We start from the raw sequence: 17,098 nt of genomic DNA, 5'->3' as shown, positions 1-17,098 counted from the left end.
TCACGGCCCCTCCCCCGTCCCCGCATCGCGCCCCCTCGTCCCCGCATCGCGGCCCCTCCCTCTCCTGCCGAATCGCCTTCCGTCAGACGGAAGTCGCCTTGCCCGCCCCTGTCCCCCGTCACGACGCTGAGGGCGACCACGGCACGCGGGGCGACGACGCCCCGCTCTCAGGGACGGGACCGCCATGCCTCACATGACCGCCTTCGCCAGGAACCAGTGGTATGTCGCCGCCTACAGCCATGAGGTGGGGCGCGAGGAGTTGCTCGGGCGGACGGTGCTCGGAGAGCCGCTCGTGTTCTACCGGACGGAGGACGACGGCACCCCCGTCGCCCTCAACGACCGCTGCGTCCACCGCCGTTACCCGCTGTCGGCAAGCCGGCTCGACGGTGACCGGATCGTGTGCGGCTATCACGGCTTCACCTACGACACGACCGGCGCCTGCGTCTACGTGCCCGGCCAGCAGCGCATACCGCGCACCGCACGCGTCGCCTCCTACCCGGTCGTCGAGCAGGACTCCCTGGTGTGGGTGTGGATCGGCGATCCCGCACTCGCCGACCCCGCCACGCTCCCCCGGGCCCGCCACCTCGACTCTCCGGGCTGGGTCACCGTGCGCGGGATGGAGCCGATCGACGCGGACCACGGGCTGCTGGTCGACAACCTGCTCGACCTGTCGCACGAGACCTATCTGCACGGCGGTTACATCGGCACGCCCGAGGTCGCCGAGACGCCCATCACCACCGAGGTCGACGAGGGCGCCGGGATCGTGCGGGTCAGCCGCCGCATGGCGGACGCCGCGTGCCCGCCGTTCTACGCGAACGCCACCGGCATCCGGGGCCGCATCACGCGCTGGCAGGACATCGAGTACCACGCGCCGTGCCTGTACCTGCTGCACAGCAGGGTCGCCCCGGTCGGCGTGGTGCCCGAGGCCGACGGCAGCGACCCGCACGGCTTCCACACCGAGATCACCTACGCCATCACCCCGTCCGCCGACGGCAAGGTGTACGACTTCTGGGCCGTCTCGCGGGACTGGGCGACCGACGACGCGGAGGTGACGGAGTTCCTGCGGTCCAACAACCACACGGTGGTGATGCAGGACGTGGACGCCCTCAACCTGCTCCAGCGCACGCTCGGTTCGGAGCGCGCCGGATACCAGGAACTCAGCATCAACATCGACACCGGCGGGCTGGCCGCCCGGCGGATCCTCGCGCGGCTCGTCGAGGAGGGCGACAAGCCCGTGGAAGGCGTCCGGTGAGCGCGTCCACCAGGGGATCCACCGGGGAGGTCTACCGCGTCGACTGGCTGCCCGGCACGGACCTCCTGCACGGCACCTGCCACTGCGGGGCCGAACACACCGCGGACGACCCGGTCGTGATGTGGGAGTGGATGCTCGGGCACCCTGAACGACACGCCCCGCGAGGACGACAGGCATGACCCAGAACGACTTCGAACTGCTCGTGGACGAGACCGAGTCCGTGGCCGACGGCGTGCTCGCCCTCACGCTGCGGCACCCGCTCGGCGAGCAACTGCCGGCCTGGGAACCGGGTGCGCACATCGATGTCCTGCTCGGGACGGGGCTGGAGCGGCAGTTCTCGCTCTGCGGCGACCCCGCCGACCGGTCCGGGTGGCGGGTCGCCGTGCTGCGCGAGCCGGACGGTCGGGGCGGTTCGCTGCACGTGCACGAGCGGGTGGCGCGGGGCGACCTGCTCACCGTACGTGGGCCGCGCAACCGTTTCCGGCTGGAAAGCGCACCCGGGTACCGGTTCGTCGCGGGCGGCATCGGGATCACTCCCCTGCTGCCGATGCTGGCCGCCGCGGAGGCGGAGGGAGCCTCCTGGTCGCTGCTGTACGGCGGTCGTACGCGCCGGTCCATGGCGTTCGCCGAGGCGTTGCTGCGACGGTACGGCGACCGGGTCACGCTCGCGCCGCAGGACGAGACGGGCCTGCTCGACGTGGGGTCCGCGGTCGACGGGCTGCCGGCCGGGACCCTCGTCTACTGCTGCGGGCCCGAGCCGCTGCTGAAGGCGGTGGAGGAGCGCTGCCCGGCCGGCGTGCTGCGGGTGGAGCGGTTCCGGGCCGGGGAGCGGCCGGCGGACGGCGACGGACCGTTCGAGGTGGTGCTCGCGCAAAGCGGGCGCACGCTCACCGTCCCGCCGGGGGTGTCCGTGCTGGAGACCGTACGGGCCGCGGGCGTCGAGGTGCTGTGGTCCTGCGCCGAGGGCACCTGCGGGACCTGCGAGACCGACGTCCTCGAGGGCACGCCCGACCACCGGGACTCGGTGCTCACCGAGGCGGAACGGCGGTCGGGCGAGACCATGCTCATCTGCGTGTCCCGGTGCCGGGGGCAGCGCCTGGTCCTGGATCTGTAGGGGCGGTCGGCGCGAAACCCCCGGGCGCACCCGGCCCCGTAGGCCCGGCGCACGCCGCCCCCGCCGCCCCCGCGGGAGCGAGATCCGCCTCGATGCGGGCCACCGCCTCCCGCAGCGCCGGCAGCACGTCCCGTCGTACGGCCGCCCGGGAGACCCGCCCGGCGTGGGCGAGGACGGTCACCGCCGCCACGACCTCGCCGCCCCGGTCCCGCACCGGGGCGGCGACCCCCCGCATCCCCGGCTCCAACTCGCCGTCCACCACGGCGAATCCGCGGCCGCGCAGGCGGATCAGGTCCGCCCGCAGCGGTTCGGGGGCGGTCGCGGCGCCCGGGGCGTGGGCGAGGAGCATCCGGCCGGCGGCGGTGTCGGCGGCCGGGAAGCGGCTGCCCACGGCGACGTCCGCGGCCATGAGGCGACGCGCGGGCACCCGGGCCACATGGACCACGTCGGCGCCGTCGAGCACGCAGAGGAAGGCCGGTTCGCCGGCGGTCTCGGCGAGGGCGACGAGGTGCGGTGCCGCGATGCCGGGCAGAGTGAGCCCCGAGAGGTAGCCGTGACCGAGTTCGAGGACGCGCGGGGTGAGGCGGAACGCGCGGCCGTCGGTGCGGACGTATCCGAGGTCGGTGAGGGTGAGCAGGAAACGGCGGGCCGCCGCGCGTGTGAGGCCGCAGGAGTAGGCGACTTGACTGAGCGTCAAGTCCCGTCGCGCGGCGCCCAGGGTGCGGATCACGGCCAGGCCGCGCTCCAGAGACCGGACGAAGTGAGGCTCACGGACAGCGTCTGTCATCGGCTCCTCCCGATTCCATAACTGTCAACAATATTGTGAGCACAAGCATTGACCGGGAAGTGCCTGGGCCGTACGTTCCCGCTGAGCACCAACTGAGCACGCACCACTGTGCGGTATGCGCACAGGCAGTCCCTGTGCGGAATGTGCACAGGCAGTCCCGATCTCACCGACACACCGCTGTCTGCACGGGAGGCGCCATGCGTCGTCGTCTGCTCATCGGCCTAGCCGCCGGAAGTCTGCTGGTGGCCGCGACGGCCTGCGGCTCGTCCGGTGGAAGCGCCTCGGACAAGAGTTCCTCGTCCGGGGGCACCACCACGGTCAAGGTCGGGGTCATCCCGATCGTCGACGTCGCGCCGATCTATCTCGGCCAGAAGCAGGGCTTCTTCGCCAAGCACGGCCTGAAGCTCTCGCTGTCGACCGCGCAGGGCGGCGCGGCGATCGTGCCGGGCGTGGTCAGCGGCCAGTTCCAGTTCGGGTTCTCCAACGTGACCTCGCTGATGGTGGCGCAGTCGCAGAACGTGCCGGTGAAGGCCGTCGTCAACGGCGTCGCGTCGACGGGCGTCGCCGGCAAGGACTTCGGCGCGATCGTGGTGAAGAAGGGTAGTTCGATCACCTCCCCGAAGGACCTCGTGGGCAAGAAGGTCGCGGTCAACACCCTGAAGAACATCAACGACACCGCGGTGCGCGAGTCGGTCCGCAAGGCGGGCGGCGACTCCTCCAAGGTGAACTTCGTGGAGCTGGCCTTCGACCAGATGCCGGCCGCCCTCGACAAGGGCCAGATCGACGCCGCGATGATGGTGGAACCGGCGCTCGCGACCGCCAAGGCCCAGGGCGCCACCGAGATCGCGTCGTCGTTCGTCGACGTCGCCAAGGACCTCACGGTCGCCATGTACTTCACCTCGCAGAGCTACGAGCAGAAGAACCCGGCCGTGGTGAAGAACTTCCAGGCCGCCATGGAGGAGTCGCTCTCCTACGCCGACAGCCACCCGGACGAGGTGCGGCAGATCCTCACCGCGTACACGAAGATCTCCGCGGACGTGCGGGCCTCGCTGACGCTGCCCAAGTGGCCCGCGCAGGAGAACCGTTCGTCGATCGAGGCGCTGGAGAAGCTCGGCCAGCAGGACGGCCTGTTCAAGACCGCCCCCGACCTGGACAAGCTGCTGCCGTGAAGGGACTGAACGCCGTCCTCGGCGCGGCCGGGCTCGCGGTCTTCCTCGCCCTGGGCGAGGCGGTGCCGCGGCTCGGCCTCGTCAAGGAGCAGTACTTCCCGCCGACCAGCCGCATCGCCTCCGCGCTCGCCGACGAACTCGGCGACGGCGCCTTCTGGTCGGCGCTCGGCGACACCCTCACCGGCTGGGCGCTGGGCCTGGCCATCGCGGTCGTCGCCGGGGTCGTCGCGGGCGTGCTCCTGTCCGTCGTGCCGTATCTGCGCGAGGCGACGGCCTCGACGATCGAGTTCCTGCGCCCGATCCCGTCGGTCGCCCTGATCCCGCTGGCCGTTCTGCTCTACGGCACCGAACTGCGGTCGGTGCTGCTGCTGGTGGTGTACGCCTCCTTCTGGCAGGTCCTCATCCAGACGCTCTACGGCGTCCAGGACGTGGACCCGGTCGCCGAGGAGACGGCCCGCTCCTACGGCCTCGGCACCTGGGCCCGGGTCCGGCACGTGCTGTGGCCGACCGCCCTGCCGTATGTGATGACGGGCGTGCGGCTGGCCGCGGCGGTCGCGCTGATCCTCGCCATCACGGCCGAACTCGTCATCGGCGCACCCGGGTTGGGGCAACAGATCGCGGTCGCGCAGACCTCGCAGGCGGTGCCGGAGATGTACGCGCTCGTCGTCGTCACCGGTCTGCTGGGGCTGCTCGTCAACGTCGGAGCGCGTACCGTGGAGCGGCGGGCTCTGGCCTGGCACCAGTCGGTGCGCGGGGAGGTGGCGGTGTGACGCAGCAGTCCGTGACCCCCAGGCGCGGCTGGGAGCGCCTGCTGGTGCGCGCGGTGTTCGTCCTCGCGCTCCCCGCGCTGCTCGTGGCGCTGTGGTGGCTGGCCTCGGACGGCTCCACCAACGTCTTCTGGCCGCCGCTGCGCACGATCGTGAAGACCTTCCCGGACGTGTGGACCCGCGAGCGGCTGCGCTCCGACGTCTGGCCCAGCCTGTGGCGGCTCGCGTGCGGATACCTCCTCGCGGCCGTCGTCGGGATCGCGCTCGGCACACTGATCGGCTCCTACCGCAGGGTGCGGGCGTTCTGCGAGCCGGTGCTGGAGTTCCTGCGCGCGGTGCCGCCGCCGGTCCTGGTGCCGGTGATCATGCTGTTCGCGGGGATCGGCGACTCGATGAAGATCGTGGTGATCGCCAGCGGCTGCGTGTGGCCGGTGCTGCTCAACACGGTCGAGGGGGTGCGCGCGGTCGACCCGGTGATGACGGAGACGGCCCGCTCCTACGGCATCACGGGGCCCGCGCGGCTGGGGTACCTGGTGCTGCCCGCGGCGAGCCCGCAGATCTTCGCGGGGCTGCGCCAGGCGCTGTCGATCGGCATCATCCTGATGGTCATCAGCGAGATGTTCGCCGCCAGCGACGGCATCGGCTTCACGGTGGTGCAGTTCCAGCGCAGCTTCGCGATCCCCGACATGTGGACCGGGATCCTCGTCCTGGGCCTGCTCGGCTTCGTCCTGTCCGTCGTCTTCCAGCTGGTCGAGCGCCGGGTGCTCGGCTGGTACCACGGTCTTCGCGCGTCCACCCGGCGGTCCCGGTGATGGTGAAAGGGCGGTCCATGCTCGACGTACGCGGCCTGCGCAAGGTCTACGAGGGATCCGGGCGGCGGATCGAAGCGGTGCGCGACCTGACCTTCACGGTCGAGGCCGGCGAACTGGTCTGTCTCGTCGGCCCGTCGGGCTGCGGCAAGACGACCCTGCTGAAGTGCATGGGCGGACTGCTCACGCCGACCTCCGGCGACGTGCTGCTGGAGGAACGGCGGGTGACCGGGCCGCCGCCCGGGATGGCGTTCGTGTTCCAGGAGTACGGGCGCAGCCTGTTCCCGTGGATGCGGGTCGCCGAGAACGTCGAACTGCCGCTGAAGCAGAAGGATCTGCCCAGGCAGCGGCGCCGGGAGCTGGTGCGGGACGCCTTGGAGGCGGTCGGTCTGGCGGACGCGGCCGGCGCCTACCCCTGGCAGCTGTCCGGCGGTATGCAGCAACGCGTGGCGATCGCAAGGGCGTTGGCGTACGAGCCGCAGGTGCTGCTGATGGACGAGCCGTTCGCGGCGGTCGACGCGCAGACCCGTGCCGACCTGGAGGATCTCGTACGGCGGCTCTGGCAGGAGCGGTCGATGACGATCCTGTTCGTGACGCACGACATCGACGAGGCGGTCTATCTCGGGGAACGGGTGATCGTGCTGTCCGCGTCCCCGACGGTGGTCCAGGAGCAGCTGAAGGTGGATCTGCCCGCGGAGCGGGACCAGTTGCACACGCGGGTGGCTCCGCGCTTCGCGGAGCTGCGGACGCATGTGTACCAGCAGATCCAGGCGGCCAAGCGGGGGTCCCTGCGGGACGGGCTCACGAAGTCTGACCCGCCGCCCGCGACCCGGTGATCGATCACCTGCGGGCCGGTGGGGCTCGTTCGCGCAGTTCCCCGCGCCCCTTGCAGGGGCCTCGCAGCAGCGTCCCGAAAGGGGCGCGGGGAACTGCGCGACCAGCCCCCACCGGCCCGCAGATGCACGACAACCGCAGGCCGGTGGGTGGTCAGGCGGTCAGCCAAGCCGCCGTGTCCGACGGAAGTCGCCCCCCGTCCAGCGGGCCGCTGGTCAACAACACCGCCCGGTGCGGAGGCAACTCGCAGGGCTCACCGCCCAGGTTGACCACGCACACCGCGCCGTCCTCGCGGGCGAGCGCGAGAACCCCCTCGGGTGCGGGCAGCCAGGTCAGCGGCCCGTCGCCGAAGACCGGCCGCAGCCGGATCGCCTCGCGGTAGAGGCGCAGCACGGAGTCCGGGTCGCCCTGCTGCCGGTCGGCGGCGTACGACGCCCAGCCGGCCGGCTGCGGCAGCCACGGCTCCTGGCCCGAGCCGAAGCCCGCGTGCGGCGCGTCGGCGAGCCACGGCAGCGGGACGCGGCAGCCGTCGCGGCCCGGGTCGGAGCCGCCCGAGCGGAAGTGCATGGGGTCCTGGATACGGTCGACGGGCACCTCGGCCTCGGGCAGGCCGAGTTCCTCCCCCTGGTAGAGGTAGACCGCGCCGGGCAGCGCGAGCGACAGCAGCGCGGCGGCCCGCGCCCGGCGGGTGCCGAGCTCCAGGTCGGTGGGGATGCCGAACTCCTTGGCCGCGAAGTCGAATCCGGTGTCGGTGCGGCCGTAGCGGGTGACCGTGCGGGTCACGTCGTGGTTGCACAGCACCCAGGTGGCGGGGGCGCCGACGGGGGCGTGCTCGGCCAGGGTCTCGTCGATCGAGGTGCGCAGCCGTCCGGCGTCCCACGGGCAGGACAGGAAGGCGAAGTTGAAGGCGGTGTGCAGTTCGTCGGGGCGCAGGTAGCGGGTGAAGCGCTCGGTGTCGGGCAGCCACACCTCGCCGACGAACACGGCGCCGTACTCGTCGGCGATCCGGCGCCAGGAGCGGTAGACGTCGTGGAGTTCGTCGCGGTCGACGAACGGGTTCGGGTCGCGGCCCGCGACGAACTCCGGCAGCGCGGGGTCCTTGGCCAGCAGGGCGGCGGAGTCGATGCGGACGCCAGCCACCCCGCGTTCGAACCAGAAGCGCAGGATGTCCTCGTGCTCCCGGCGGACCGCCGGGTGGTCCCAGTTGAGGTCGGGCTGCTCGGGGGTGAACAGGTGCAGGTACCACTCCCCGTCGGGCAGCCGGGTCCACACCGGTTCGGTGGAGCCGACGAACTGCGACGGCCAGTCGTTGGGCGGGAGTTCGCCGTGGGCGCCGCGCCCGGCGCGGAAGTGGAACAGGTCGCGCTCGGGGCTGCCGGGGCCCGCGGCCAACGCGGCCCGGAACCAGGGGTGCTGGTCGGAGACGTGGTTGGGCACGATGTCGACGATCGTGCGGATGCCGAGTTCGCGGGCCTCGGCGATGAGCTTCTCCGCCTCGGCGAGGGTGCCGAAGGCCGGGTCGATGGCGCGGTAGTCGGCGACGTCGTAGCCGCCGTCCTTCATCGGTGACAGGTACCAGGGGTTGAACCAGAGCGCGTCCACGCCGAGTTCGGCGAGATAGGGCAGTCTGGCGCGGACACCCGCGAGGTCACCGGTGCCGTCGCCGTCGCCGTCGGCGAAGCTGCGGACGTACACCTGGTAGATGACGGCGCTGCGCCACCAGTCCCTCTGGGCATGGCTGGGCTGTCCCACTGTGCTTGCCTTTCTTGTCGACGGGTCGGTGTCAGCTCTTGTCGACGGGTCGGTGTCAGCCCTTCGTGGCACCCGCGCCGATGCCGGCGATGATGTGCCGCTGGAAGACCAGGAAGAGCGCGACCATCGGGATGCTGGCGATCACCATCGCGGCGATGAGCACGGTCAGCTGGATGTTCTGCGACAACTGGACGAGGGCCACGCTGATGGGCTGCTTGTCGGTGTCGGAGAAGACCATCAGCGGCCAGAGGAAGTCCTGCCACACGGCGACCAGGGCGAAGATGGACACGACGCCCAGCACCGGCCGGGACATCGGCAGGACGACCGACCACAGGATGCGCAGCTTCCCGGCGCCGTCGATCTCGGCGGCCTCCAGGACGTCGCGCGGGAGTTGGTCGAAGAACCGCTTGAGCAGATAGAGGTTGAACGCGTTGGCGACGGCCGGCAGCCAGATGCCGAGCGGGTCGTTGAGCAGGCTGGTGTGGATGAGCGGCAGATCGGCCACGGTCAGGTACTTCGGCACCACCAGGGCCTGCGCCGGGACCATCAGGGTGGCGAGGATGCCGCCGAGGATCACCTTGCCGAAGGCGGGCTTCAGCCGGGACAGGGCGTAGGCGGCGCCCGTGCAGAAGACGATCTGGAAGAACCAGGCGCCGGCCGCCTGCACGACCGTGTTCCACAGGTGTTCCGGGAGCTGCATCAGGTCCCAGGCGTCGGTGTAGGCGCTGATGTGCAGGTGGTGCGGGACGAGGGTGGGCGGGGTCTGCGTCACCTCGTCCGGCGACTTCATCGCGCCGGTCACCATCCAGTAGACCGGGAAGAGGAAGGCCACCGCGAACAGCAGGACGACGCCGGTGAAGACGCTCCAGTACACGGCCCGGCCGCGCGGGCGGGCGAGCACGGCGGGTGAGACCAGGGTGCGGGTCGTGCTGCTCATGCGTCCCCCTCGGCGGAGCGGGTCAGCCGTAGGTAGACGGCGGAGAAGACACCGAGCAGCACCAGCAGCATCACGCTGAGCGCGCAGGCCCCGCCGAAGTCGTTGTAGAGGAAGGCGTACTTGTAGATGAGGTAGAGGACCGTGACCGTGGCGCTCTCCGGTCCGCCGCCGGTGATGACGAACGGCTCGGTGAACACCTGCATGGTCGCGATGATCTGAAGGAGCATCAGCATCAGGATGACGAACCGGGTCTGCGGGACCGTCACGTGCCGGATGCGCTGGAGCAGGTTCGCGCCGTCCAGTTCGGCGGCCTCGTACAGTTCGCCGGGGATGGACTGGAGGGCGGCGAGGTAGATCAGCACGGTGCCGCCCATGTTGGCCCAGGTGGCCACGATGACCAGGGAGATCAGCGCCGTGTCGGTGCCGTTGGACCAGTTCGAGGTGGGCAGGTGCAGGAAGCGCAGGGTCTCGTTGGCGAGGCCCGCCCCGGGGTCGTAGAACCACTTCCACAGCAGGGCGCTGACCACCGGCGGGATCATCACCGGGAGATACACGACGACCCGGAAGAAGGCCTGGGCGTGGCGGAGTTCGTTCAGCACGAGGGCCATCACGAACGGCACCGCGAAGCCGACGAGCAGGGCCAGCAGGGTGAAGGTCAGGGTGTTGCGCCAGGCGGCGGAGAACTCCGGATCGTGCCAGACACGGGTGAAGTTGGCGGTGCCGACCCACTCGGGTGACGAGCCCGGTGTGTACTTCTGGAAGGCGATCACGACGGCGCGGATCGCGGGCCACCAGGAGAACAGCGCGAAGCAGATCAGGCCGCCGAGGAGGAATCCGTAGGCGCGGGCCTGGTCGGCGAGGCGGCGCCGCCTCCGGTCCCCTGCCGGAGGCGGCGCCTGCACCGGGCGCACGGCGACCGGCTCGGCCGGCCGACGTGCTGCGGTGGTCTTCGTCATCACCGGTCAGCCCCGCGCCAGAATGCTGTCGATCTTGGTGCTGGCGTCCTTGAGGAGCTGGTCGATGTCGGCGTCCTTCTTGGTCAGGACGGCGGAGACGGTGCCGTCGAGGACGGAGTAGATCTGCTGGGCGTCCGGCGGCTCGATCTTCATCTGGAGGCTCTGGTTGCCGTCGAGGAAGGCCTGGTAGTTCTCCACCGGCACGTTGGCGTTGGCCTTCTTGACCGCCTGGTCCTTGGCGTCGGCGGCGCCGGTGAACAGCCGCGGCTCGGGCAGTCCGACCGGGGCGTCGGCCTTCTTGGCGCGGGCGTAGTCGCCGAGGAAGCCCGATCCGGGCGTGAGGAACATGTGGTCCAGCCACTTCAGGCCGGCGCGGATCTGGGCGGGCGTGTCGTGCTTGTTGAACATGTAGCCGTCGCCGCCGATGAGCGTGCCGTTGCCGCCGGGCATCGGGCCGAGGGCGAGGTCGTCGTAGTTGCCGCCCTTCTCCTTGACCAAGATCGGGATGTTGTCCGGCGCGGAGAGGTACATGCCGAGCTTGCCCGAACCCATCATCTGCTGCACGTCGTTGATGACCAGCAGCTGCTTGCTGCCCATCGAGTTGTCGCTCCAGCGCATGTCGTGCAGGTTCTGCAGGACCGCGTGACCCTGCGGGGTGTCGACGGTGGCCGACTTGCCGTCGGCGGAGACCACGTCGCCGCCCTGCGAGTACATCTCGGCGGTGAAGTGCCAGCCGCCCTGGTTCTGCGCGCTGTAGTCCGCGTAGCCGACGGTGCCGTTGCCGAGCGCCGCGATCTTCTTGGCGTCGGCGCGGACCTCGTCCCACGTGGTCGGGGGCTTGTCGGGGTCGAGGCCGGCCTTCTGGAACAGCTTGCGGTTGTAGATCAGGCCCATCGAGTAGCCGGTGCGCGGGATGCCGTAGACCTTGCCGTTGACGGTGTAGATGTCGCGCAGCTGCTTCTGGATGGTGTCGTAGCTCTTCAACTCCTTGAGGTACGGCGTGAGATCGGCCGCCTGGTTGATGTCCACGACATGCTTGGCGTCGGTGAAGTAGGTGTAGAAGACGTCCTCCATCTGCCCGCCGGCGAGCTTGGCGTCGAACGTCTTCGGGTCCTGGCAGGGGAACGCGTCGTGCGTGACGACGTCGATGTCCGGGTTCTGCTTCTCGAAGGAGGCGACATCCTCCTCGAAGAACTTGCGGTCCGTCTTGGCACTCTTCGGCGGCTCGCAGTTGACGGTGATACGGGTCTTGCCGCTCGCCGAGTCGTCGCTCGAACCGCAGGCGGTGGCGGTGACGGTGAGGGTACAGACGCCTAGGGCGACAACAGTACGGCGGAACCCGGTGCTTCTCATCGGTGGACCCCTTCGGGCAGGAGCGGTGGGCGCCGCACACTCAAGCACCGACGACAAGCGAGCGCAAGATGTCACGCAGAATCTGAAATTTTTTGGCAGTGAACCGGATCTTCCGGATCCCGTACCGACGTTCGAGAACCGAAGCCGGACCTCAGTTGCGCGGCGCTTGCGCGGTCGACCCCCGAACCACCAGCTCGGGCTCGAACAGCAGCTCGTCCGCCGGTACGGCACTGCCGCCGATCTGAGCGTTGAGCAGCTCCACGGCCGCCTTGCCCATGGACTCGATGGGCTGGCGGACCGTGGTCAGGGGCGGCTCGGTGCAGTTCATGAGCGCGGAGTCGTCGTAGCCCACGACCGAGATCCGGCCCGGGACGTCGAGCCCCTTGCGCCGGGCGGCCCGGATGACGCCGAGCGCGAGCGGGTCGCTGGCGCAGATGAAGCCGGTGACACCCCGGTCGATCAGCCGCGCGGCGGCCGCGTGACCTCCCTCGATGGAGAACATCGCGCGCGCCACGAACTCGTCGGGCAGCTCGCCCGCGATCGCGCGCGCCGCGGCCAGCTTGCGCGCCGAGGGCACGTGGTCGCCGGGGCCGAGCACCAGCCCGATCCGCTCGTGCCCGAGCGAGGCCAGATGGCGCCACGCCTGCTCGACGGCGACGGCGTCGTCGCAGGAGACGGCGGGGAAGGGCAGGTGCTCGATGGCCGCGTTGACCAGCACGACCGGGATGTTGCGGTCGGCGAGCTCGCGGTAGTGGTCGTGCGGCGCGTCGGCCTGCGCGTACAGTCCGCCGGCGAAGACGACGCCGGAGACCTGCTGCTGGAGCAGCAGGTCCACGTAGTCGGCCTCGGAGACGCCGCCCTTGGTCTGCGTGCACAGCACCGGGGTGAGCCCCAGCTGTGCCAGCGCCCCGCCGATGACCTCGGCGAACGCCGGGAAGATGGGGTTCTGCAGCTCGGGCAGCACGAGGCCCACGAGCCGGGCACGTTCGCCGCGCAGCTGCGTGGGCCGCTCGTAGCCGAGGACGTCGAGGGCGGAGAGCACCGCCTGGCGCGTGGCATCGGAGACACCGGGCTTGCCGTTGAGCACCCGGCTGACCGTGGCCTCGCTGACCCCGACCTTCTTCGCCACTTCCGCAAGTCGTCGCGTCATGCACGCAAGCGTAGCGCAAGAAACGCAAAAGGCTTGCGTAAATCGGCCAGGCGGATCAGACGCGGTTCCCGGCGGCCGGGGCCGCCGAGGTGATCAGACGCGGCTCGCGGTCGCCGTGTCCGCCGACAGCCGCTGGGCGACGTAGATCGGGACGACCGAGAGCACGACGAGGACCGCCGCGACGACATTGACCACCGGGGCCTGCTGCGGCCTGGTCATGTTGTCGAAGATCCACAGCGGCAGGGTCTGCACGCCGGGGCCCGCGGTGAAGGTGGTGACCACGATCTCGTCGAAGGAGAGCGCGAACGACAGCAGCCCGCCCGCCAGCAGCGCGGTGCGCACCAGCGGGAAGGTGACGTCGACGAAGGCGCGGAAGGTGTGGGCGCCGAGGTCCATGGCCGCCTCCTCGTACGACCCCGAGGTCCGCCGCAGCCGTGCCACCACGTTGTTGAACACCACCACGATGCAGAAGGTCGCGTGCCCGACGACCACGGTGAACAGCCCGAGCCCCACGCCGAGGGGCTGAAGGACCGTGCCGAAGGCCGAGTTGAGGGCGATGCCGGTGACGATGCCGGGCAGCGCGATCGGCAGGACCACCACGAAGGAGACGGTGCCGCGGCCGAAGAAGCGGTACCGGGCCACCGCGAAGGCGATGAGCGTGCCGAGCACCAGCGCGATCGCGGTGGCGCCGAGCCCGGCCCGCACCGACGTCCACAGGGCCTCGCGCGCACCGGCGTTGCGCCAGGCGGTGGACCACCAGTGCAGGGTGAGGCCGGGCGGCGGCCAGCTCGCGCTGCGGTCGGGGTTCAGGGAGTTGAGCAGGACCAGCAGGAGCGGCACGTAGATCACCGCGAAGCCGGCCGCGGCGGCGATCCGCAGCGCGATGCGCGCGGGACGGGACAGCTGCATGACGGGCACCCCCCTTCTAGAGGCTGCTGAGCGCGCCCGTGCGGCGCATCGCGAGCAGGTAGACCACGATCACGACGACCGGGACGGTGCCGAGGGCCGCGGCCATGGGCAGGTTCAGTTCGAAGTTGGAGTAGACGAGGTTGCCGATCAACTGCGTCTTGCCGCCCACGATCTGCACCGTGATGTAGTCACCGAGGCTGAGCGAGAAGGTGAAGATCGACCCCGCGGCCACGGCCGGCAGCACCATCGGCACCACCACCGAGCGGAAGGTCCGTCCGGGCCGCGCGCCCAGGTCCGCCGACGCGTCGAGCAGGTTGTCGGGCAGCTGCTCCAGCGCGGTGTGCACGGGCAGGATCATGTACGGCAGCCAGAGGTACGTCAGCGTCAGCACGGTCGCGGGCAGTCCGTAGCCGGGGCCGCTCAGCCCGAGCGGCTTGAGCAGCCAGTCGGCGGGCCCGCCCTCGGACAGGATCAGCCGCCAGGCGTACACCTTGACCAGATAACTCGCCCACAGCGGGGTGAGGATGGCGACCACCAGCAGCGGCCGCCACTTCGGCCGGGCCACGCGCGCGGTGTAGAACGCGACGGGGAAGGCGATCACCACGCACAGGACGGTGACCGCGAGGGCGACCCCGATGCTGCGCAGCACGACCTGCCGGTAGACGGGCGTGGTGAACAGCTCGTGGAAGTTGTCCGTCGACCAGACCTTCACCACCTCGGAGGTGAAGGAGTCCGTCGTCCAGAACGCGGAGACGAACAGCACGGTCAGCGAGCCGAGATAGAGCACCGCCAGCCACAGCAGCGGGGCCGCCAGCAGCAGGGTCAACTGAAGCCGGGGACGGCGGTGCAGCGCCCCGGCGAGCCGCCGGACCGCGCCCGCGGGGGCGGCCGGTCCGGCGGGCTGCGCCTCGACGAGGGTCATCGGTTCAGCCCTTGATCTCGGTCCACGCCTGGACCCACTTGGTGTACGGCACGCACTTGACGTCCGTGCGGCCGTCCAGGCACTGCTCGATGGGCGTGTTCCAGAAGGCGATCTTCTTCCAGTAGCTCTCGTCGGCCGCGTGGTAGACCGTGCAGAAGTTCTTGTCGCTGGTCTCGGCACACGCCTTGGAGTTGGCCGGCGCCTCGCCGAAGTACTCCGCGACCTGGGCGTTGACCTTGGGCGAGACGATCCAGTCGAGCCACTTGTAGGCGCAGTTGGGGTGCTTGGCCTTGGCGGACACCATCCAGGTGTCGGACCAGCCGGTGGAGCCCTCCTTGGGCACGATCGCGTTCACCTTGGCGCCCTCGTCGGCCGCGAGGGAGGCGATGACCTGCCAGGTGGTGCCCACCACGGAGTCGCCGCTCTTGAAGGCGGAGACCTCCTTGAGGTAGTCGCTCCAGTACTCGCCGATGTCCGCGTTCTGCTTCTTCAGCAGCGCCACGGCGGCGTCGAACTGCTTCTGGTCGAGGGCGTAGGGGTCCTTGATCTTCAACTCGGGCTTGGTGGCCTTGAGATACAGCGCCGCGTCGGCGATGTAGATCGGCGAGTCGTAGGCGGTGACATGGCCCTTGTAGGTGCCCGCGTCGTCGAAGACGGCGGACCAGGACGTCGGCGCGGGGCTGACCTTCTCGGTGTTGTACATCAGCAGGTTGGCGCCGCGGCCGTGCGGGATGCCGTACATCTGGCCCTTGACCGAGTTCCAGGCGCCGTTCTTCAGGCCGCTGAAGATGTCCTTGTAGTTCGGCACGAGGTCGGTGTTGACGGGGGCCGCGTCGCCGGAGGCGATGAGCCGCAGCGAGGCGTCGCCGGAGGCGGAGACGGCGTCGTACTCGCCCGTCTTCATCAGCTTGACCATCTCGTCGGAGCTGGCCGCGGTCTTCGAGTGGACCTGGCAGCCGGTCTGCTGCTCGAAGTCCGAGACCCAGTCGACCTTCGGGTCGTTGGAGCCGTCCTCGACATAGCCGGCCCAGGCGATCAGGTTGACCTCGCCCTCCGTCTTGCCGAGTTTCGTGGGCTCCTTGAGGTCGGGCGGATTCAGGCCGCCGGCGGAGGAGCCGGAGCCGGAGGAGCCGCAGGCGGTGGCGGCCAGGAGCACGGCCGCGGCCGCGGCGACCTGGAGGGTACGGATGGGACGCACGGCGATTCTCCCTACGTGGAGCGGGGGTTGGGCGGTCGGCGTGGGGAGCCGTTGTTCGAGTGGGCAAGTCCGGGGCCGAGTCGGCCGCGGCCGCGCGGTCAGCCCGTGGTGGGGACCTCGACGGCGTGGCGGCGGTGCCACTGGAGGCGTACGCGGGTGCCGCGGTAGGCGGCGACGTCCTCGGAGGAGGTCTCCAGGTTCTGCTGGAGCGCGGTGAGCCGGCCGCCGGCGTCCAGGTCGACCAGGAAGCGGGTCGCGTCGCCGAGATAGACGACCTCGGCGACGGTGCCGGCGGCGGTCGCGTGCTCCGGCTCGTCGGCGTCGGCCGACTCCTTGAGCACCCGGATCTTCTCGGGGCGGATGCTGTAGGTGCCCGGTGCGCCGACGACGCGGTGGGCCGCCTCGCCCGCCAGCAGGTTGGAGGTGCCGACGAAGGACGCCACGAAGGGGGTCGCGGGGCGTTCGTAGATCTCCGCCGGGGTGCCGACCTGTTCGATGCGGCCCTGGTGGAAGACGGCGATCCGGTCGCTCATCGTCAGGGCCTCCTCCTGGTCGTGCGTGACGAAGACGAAGGTGATGCCCACCTCCCGCTGGAGCGCCTTGAGTTCGACCTGCATCTGCTCGCGCAGCTTGAGGTCGAGGGCGCCGAGCGGTTCGTCGAGCAGCAGCACGCGCGGGCGGCCGACCAGGGCACGGGCCAGGGCGACGCGCTGGCGCTGGCCGCCGGAGAGCTGGGCCGGGCGGCGGCCGCCGTAGCCGTCGAGCCGGACCTCGGCGAGCGCCTTGCGGGCGCGGACCAGACGCTCGGCCCTCGGCACCTTGCGGATCTTCAGCCCGTACGCGACGTTCTGCTCGACCGTCATGTGCGGGAAGAGGGCGTAGTCCTGGAAGACGGTGTGCACGTCCCGTTCGAAGGGGGCGCGGCGCGTGACGTCCTGCCCGGCGAGTTCGATCCGCCCGGCGGTCGGGCTCTCGAAGCCGGCGATCATGCGCAGGACGGTGGTCTTGCCGGAGCCGGAGGGGCCGAGCATGGAGAAGAACTCCCCGTCCCGGATCTCCAGGTCGACCCCGGCCACGGCTGTCGTCCCACCGAACGACTTCCGCAGATCGTGCAGCCGGATCGCACTTCCCTCCATGGGCGGGAACCTTTCTGGCGCTCTCGTACGTTGGAGTGAAACATATGAAGTCA

At 70.4% G+C, this 17,098-nt stretch carries 17 protein-coding genes; 7 read left to right on the top strand and 10 right to left on the bottom strand.

Annotated elements, in window-relative coordinates; genetic code table 11:
- The first annotated feature begins 184 nt into the window (after positions 1 to 184).
- From WN71_RS28895 to WN71_RS28885, 3 genes are read left to right on the top strand one after another with little or no spacing between them, the layout of a single operon-like run.
- Positions 185 to 1,252: an aromatic ring-hydroxylating oxygenase subunit alpha gene (locus tag WN71_RS28895; RefSeq protein ID WP_079178180.1), complete on the top strand. Its 1,068-nt coding sequence runs from the start codon at positions 185 to 187 to the stop codon at positions 1,250 to 1,252.
- On the top strand, positions 1,249 to 1,431 hold the full coding sequence (locus WN71_RS28890) for a hypothetical protein (protein WP_046589615.1): 183 nt from the start codon (positions 1,249 to 1,251) through the stop codon (positions 1,429 to 1,431). The genes WN71_RS28895 and WN71_RS28890 overlap by 4 nt, the downstream gene beginning before the upstream one ends.
- Positions 1,428 to 2,366, top strand: a complete 939-nt coding sequence (locus WN71_RS28885) for a PDR/VanB family oxidoreductase (RefSeq protein ID WP_046589609.1) — start codon at positions 1,428 to 1,430, stop codon at positions 2,364 to 2,366. Before WN71_RS28890 ends, WN71_RS28885 begins: the two co-directional genes overlap by 4 nt.
- Here WN71_RS28885 and WN71_RS28880 read toward each other — a convergent pair.
- The gene (locus tag WN71_RS28880) at positions 2,317 to 3,153 is read right to left on the bottom strand and encodes an IclR family transcriptional regulator domain-containing protein (protein WP_046589608.1); all 837 of its coding nucleotides are present in this window, start codon (positions 3,151 to 3,153) and stop codon (positions 2,317 to 2,319) included. The two genes, WN71_RS28885 and WN71_RS28880, sit on opposite strands and share 50 nt — an antisense overlap.
- A gap of 197 nt (positions 3,154 to 3,350) precedes the next feature.
- Here WN71_RS28880 and WN71_RS28875 point away from each other — a divergent pair, with 197 nt between their 5' ends.
- From WN71_RS28875 to WN71_RS28860, 4 genes are read left to right on the top strand one after another with little or no spacing between them, the layout of a single operon-like run.
- On the top strand, positions 3,351 to 4,322 hold the full coding sequence (locus WN71_RS28875; protein ID WP_046589607.1) for an ABC transporter substrate-binding protein: 972 nt from the start codon (positions 3,351 to 3,353) through the stop codon (positions 4,320 to 4,322).
- Positions 4,319 to 5,092, top strand: coding sequence for an ABC transporter permease (locus tag WN71_RS28870; protein ID WP_046589606.1), 774 nt, complete (start codon positions 4,319 to 4,321; stop codon positions 5,090 to 5,092). The genes WN71_RS28875 and WN71_RS28870 overlap by 4 nt, the downstream gene beginning before the upstream one ends.
- Positions 5,089 to 5,901: an ABC transporter permease gene (locus WN71_RS28865; protein WP_240529799.1), complete on the top strand. Its 813-nt coding sequence runs from the start codon at positions 5,089 to 5,091 to the stop codon at positions 5,899 to 5,901. Before WN71_RS28870 ends, WN71_RS28865 begins: the two co-directional genes overlap by 4 nt.
- Positions 5,902 to 5,918: 17 nt before the next feature.
- A complete protein-coding gene (locus WN71_RS28860) occupies positions 5,919 to 6,734 on the top strand; it encodes an ABC transporter ATP-binding protein (protein ID WP_206300167.1) in 816 nt (271 codons plus the stop codon).
- 151 nt (positions 6,735 to 6,885) lie between these two features.
- Here the strand turns inward: WN71_RS28860 and WN71_RS28855 are convergent, their stop codons facing one another.
- The 9 genes from WN71_RS28855 to WN71_RS28815 all read right to left on the bottom strand — a co-directional run bounded on the left by WN71_RS28855 (position 6,886) and on the right by WN71_RS28815 (position 17,045).
- Complete coding sequence (locus WN71_RS28855; RefSeq protein WP_046589605.1) at positions 6,886 to 8,484, bottom strand: glycoside hydrolase family 13 protein; 1,599 nt, start codon at positions 8,482 to 8,484, stop codon at positions 6,886 to 6,888.
- Between the two features lie 55 nt (positions 8,485 to 8,539).
- Entirely contained in the window at positions 8,540 to 9,421 is an 882-nt protein-coding gene (locus tag WN71_RS28850; protein WP_046589603.1) for a carbohydrate ABC transporter permease, read from the bottom strand.
- Positions 9,418 to 10,377 carry a carbohydrate ABC transporter permease gene (locus WN71_RS28845; protein ID WP_046589602.1) on the bottom strand — a complete coding sequence of 320 codons (960 nt, stop codon included), beginning with the start codon at positions 10,375 to 10,377 and terminating at the stop codon, positions 9,418 to 9,420. The genes WN71_RS28850 and WN71_RS28845 overlap by 4 nt, the downstream gene beginning before the upstream one ends.
- A gap of 6 nt (positions 10,378 to 10,383) precedes the next feature.
- Positions 10,384 to 11,730, bottom strand: coding sequence for an ABC transporter substrate-binding protein (locus WN71_RS28840; protein ID WP_046589600.1), 1,347 nt, complete (start codon positions 11,728 to 11,730; stop codon positions 10,384 to 10,386).
- 151 nt (positions 11,731 to 11,881) lie between these two features.
- Positions 11,882 to 12,880, bottom strand: coding sequence for a LacI family DNA-binding transcriptional regulator (locus WN71_RS28835; RefSeq protein ID WP_206300166.1), 999 nt, complete (start codon positions 12,878 to 12,880; stop codon positions 11,882 to 11,884).
- Positions 12,881 to 12,973: 93 nt separating this feature from the next.
- Entirely contained in the window at positions 12,974 to 13,789 is an 816-nt protein-coding gene (locus WN71_RS28830) for an ABC transporter permease (RefSeq protein WP_046589596.1), read from the bottom strand.
- Between the two features lie 16 nt (positions 13,790 to 13,805).
- On the bottom strand, positions 13,806 to 14,711 hold the full coding sequence (locus tag WN71_RS28825) for an ABC transporter permease (RefSeq protein WP_046589594.1): 906 nt from the start codon (positions 14,709 to 14,711) through the stop codon (positions 13,806 to 13,808).
- 4 nt (positions 14,712 to 14,715) lie between these two features.
- A complete protein-coding gene (locus WN71_RS28820) occupies positions 14,716 to 15,909 on the bottom strand; it encodes an ABC transporter substrate-binding protein (RefSeq protein ID WP_046589591.1) in 1,194 nt (397 codons plus the stop codon).
- 98 nt (positions 15,910 to 16,007) lie between these two features.
- Entirely contained in the window at positions 16,008 to 17,045 is a 1,038-nt protein-coding gene (locus tag WN71_RS28815; RefSeq protein WP_046589589.1) for an ABC transporter ATP-binding protein, read from the bottom strand.
- Positions 17,046 to 17,098 lie beyond the last annotated feature (53 nt).

The sequence above is a fragment of the Streptomyces mangrovisoli genome, assembly GCF_000974985.2.
In the GTDB taxonomy this organism is placed as follows: Bacteria; Actinomycetota; Actinomycetes; order Streptomycetales; family Streptomycetaceae; genus Streptomyces; species Streptomyces mangrovisoli.
This window is presented reverse-complemented; position numbering and strand designations above follow the sequence as displayed.

Coding starts and splice junctions, on each gene's coding strand:
- WN71_RS28815 (WP_046589589.1), bottom strand. CDS start 17,045: ATGGAGGGAAGTGCGATCCGGCTGCACGATCTGCGGAAGTCGTTCGGT.
- WN71_RS28895 (WP_079178180.1), top strand. CDS start 185: ATGCCTCACATGACCGCCTTCGCCAGGAACCAGTGGTATGTCGCCGCC.
- WN71_RS28830 (WP_046589596.1), bottom strand. CDS start 13,789: ATGCAGCTGTCCCGTCCCGCGCGCATCGCGCTGCGGATCGCCGCCGCG.
- WN71_RS28840 (WP_046589600.1), bottom strand. CDS start 11,730: ATGAGAAGCACCGGGTTCCGCCGTACTGTTGTCGCCCTAGGCGTCTGT.
- WN71_RS28850 (WP_046589603.1), bottom strand. CDS start 9,421: ATGAGCAGCACGACCCGCACCCTGGTCTCACCCGCCGTGCTCGCCCGC.
- WN71_RS28835 (WP_206300166.1), bottom strand. CDS start 12,880: ATGACGCGACGACTTGCGGAAGTGGCGAAGAAGGTCGGGGTCAGCGAG.
- WN71_RS28825 (WP_046589594.1), bottom strand. CDS start 14,711: ATGACCCTCGTCGAGGCGCAGCCCGCCGGACCGGCCGCCCCCGCGGGC.
- WN71_RS28875 (WP_046589607.1), top strand. CDS start 3,351: ATGCGTCGTCGTCTGCTCATCGGCCTAGCCGCCGGAAGTCTGCTGGTG.
- WN71_RS28880 (WP_046589608.1), bottom strand. CDS start 3,153: ATGACAGACGCTGTCCGTGAGCCTCACTTCGTCCGGTCTCTGGAGCGC.
- WN71_RS28845 (WP_046589602.1), bottom strand. CDS start 10,377: ATGACGAAGACCACCGCAGCACGTCGGCCGGCCGAGCCGGTCGCCGTG.
- WN71_RS28860 (WP_206300167.1), top strand. CDS start 5,919: ATGCTCGACGTACGCGGCCTGCGCAAGGTCTACGAGGGATCCGGGCGG.
- WN71_RS28885 (WP_046589609.1), top strand. CDS start 1,428: ATGACCCAGAACGACTTCGAACTGCTCGTGGACGAGACCGAGTCCGTG.